The following is a 1,779-nucleotide window of genomic DNA, read 5'->3' on the forward strand; positions in this document are numbered from 1 at the left end:
TGACGACTAAAATCGTCGCGCTTGTGGATGCGCTCGGCAATCTGATCCGTTTCCTATTATTGCCCGGGCAGGCACATGACACAAAAGGCGTCGCGCCACTGATCCGTAAAGTTCCCTTCGGGGCTCTTCTGGCAGAAAAAGCGTTTGACGCGAACTGGCTCCTGGAAGAACTGGATGCACGTGGGGCAAGCGCCGTGATCCCACCGAAATCAAACCGAAAGCAACAGCGTAACTACGACGCAGACGCTTACAAGTGGCGCCATATGGTTGAAAACTACTTCGCAAAGATCAAGGAATTCCGAGGTATAGCAACACGCTATGACAAGACCGATTGCAGCTACACCGCCAATTGGAACCTAGCTGCAGCCCTGATTGCTTCAAGATGAATGTCCACGGGCCCTAGCATAACCTGCAGAAAATGTTGCGACACTACTTCTCCAATAAGGGCAATTGGACGCTTAGCGGCGCGTTGAAATATCGTCCAACCACAACTGAGCAATCCCGCACCACACGGCATAACTGTAGATGCCACTGTGATCGAATGCCACATCGTCGGACGCCCGCATCGCCCAGAAGGGCGTAGTTGGCGGGGCGAGGGAAACGGCGAACTGCTTCGAAGCCAGCTTGGTGCTCATGGCCAATTGCTGACGAAACTGTATCTCCGCACCATTCTGCGCACCGCCGACGTTCGAACGCCAATCCCAGTTAATGGGATAGCCTGCGCCCGATACTTTCGTATCCTTCTCGCGTGCGCGCACCACCCCCCCCCGTCTCGGGTTCACACCATGGAGACTGCGGATCACCTGAGCTACTGTAACGTGTCTTCTGGCCTGCTGTGTCTATGTTTGAAAAGTCATGAGATACCCCTAGCGCCGCGGTTTCGTCAACGAGCCTGCGCAGGGCCCCGCCATGCGGGTTGGAAAGGTAAGATGCTGCATAATGACTGATCGCTTGGCGCTGTTCGGCGAGAGAATAGCCCGGCTCTAAAGGCTCGTTAATGAGCACTTTGTATAATGGGAACGCCATTCCAGTTGCGCGGTCGAACCGTTGCTTTCCATCGGTGTTTTCTAGAGAGTTCCAATTGTCCGTGGCGGTGATTGAGATCATCACGGGGCGCTGCGCAATGGGATACTGCGCGCGCCAATTCAGTACCGCGTTATAATGCGGTACATTTGTACTTTGAATAAACGCTGGGTTCTCGACATCCGAAGAGAATCCTGCAGCTTCGCGTTCTGCCCGCTGAATATTATTCCACTTGTAGGCCTCAGAGGCTGGGTTGAAAAGCACGACAAGGTCTCCGGCGACCGGCGACATTGTCGACCCAATGGAGTGTTGGCGAGCCTTGTTTGCAGCGACATCTCCGAATGCCGTCACAAGTGTATTGCCACCGAGCGAATGGCCATAGATCAGCAACTTATCCCTTGCGGAATCAGTATTATCAAGATCGAGCATGCCATCTATTTTATTGATGGCATTTACGAGCAGTCCATCAGGGGCACCCAGCACTTCGGATTGGTCCTTGCGATCCTTGAGGACCGCGACCGTAGCCGTTTGAAAGAGCCGTCCAAAGACTGTCGATGGGTCTTTTGCAGCACCGCGCCAGCCCGCATTGAATCGCCCCGGGTCTGTCGGAGACCTATAGCTTCATTTCACGCGACCATATCGAGCAAGCTGCGCTGTGCATAGAAGTTCTCTTCTGCCTCGGCTGGCGGGATATTTCCGATAGGGCCCAGTAGCCGGCGATTGTTGAACCAATCAACCCAGCCGAGGGTGGCCATT

Annotated in this window: 3 protein-coding genes and 1 pseudogene; 1 reads left to right on the forward strand and 3 read right to left on the reverse strand. The window is 54.3% G+C overall.

All coding sequences use genetic code 11. The features are described from left to right. Positions 1-386: IS5 family transposase (locus DWB67_RS17605; RefSeq protein WP_119808837.1), on the forward strand; the 386-nt coding region annotated here is incomplete at its 5' end. Between the two features lie 72 nt (positions 387-458). On the opposite strand, the gene DWB67_RS18165 is transcribed toward DWB67_RS17605, so the two are convergent. The 3 genes and pseudogenes from DWB67_RS18165 to DWB67_RS17615 all read right to left on the reverse strand — a co-directional run. Next, positions 459-635 (reverse strand): hypothetical protein, encoded by a 177-nt coding sequence (locus tag DWB67_RS18165; protein ID WP_182911664.1) that lies wholly within the window; start codon positions 633-635, stop codon positions 459-461. Positions 636-705: 70 nt separating this feature from the next. Next, positions 706-1,506 (reverse strand): hypothetical protein, encoded by an 801-nt coding sequence (locus tag DWB67_RS17610; protein ID WP_119808838.1) that lies wholly within the window; start codon positions 1,504-1,506, stop codon positions 706-708. A gap of 143 nt (positions 1,507-1,649) precedes the next feature. Further along, a pseudogene (locus DWB67_RS17615) lies at positions 1,650-1,779 on the reverse strand (IS3 family transposase); the annotation flags it as partial.

This window comes from Paracoccus sp. JM45 (assembly GCF_003590715.1).
Classification (GTDB): Bacteria; Pseudomonadota; Alphaproteobacteria; order Rhodobacterales; family Rhodobacteraceae; genus Paracoccus.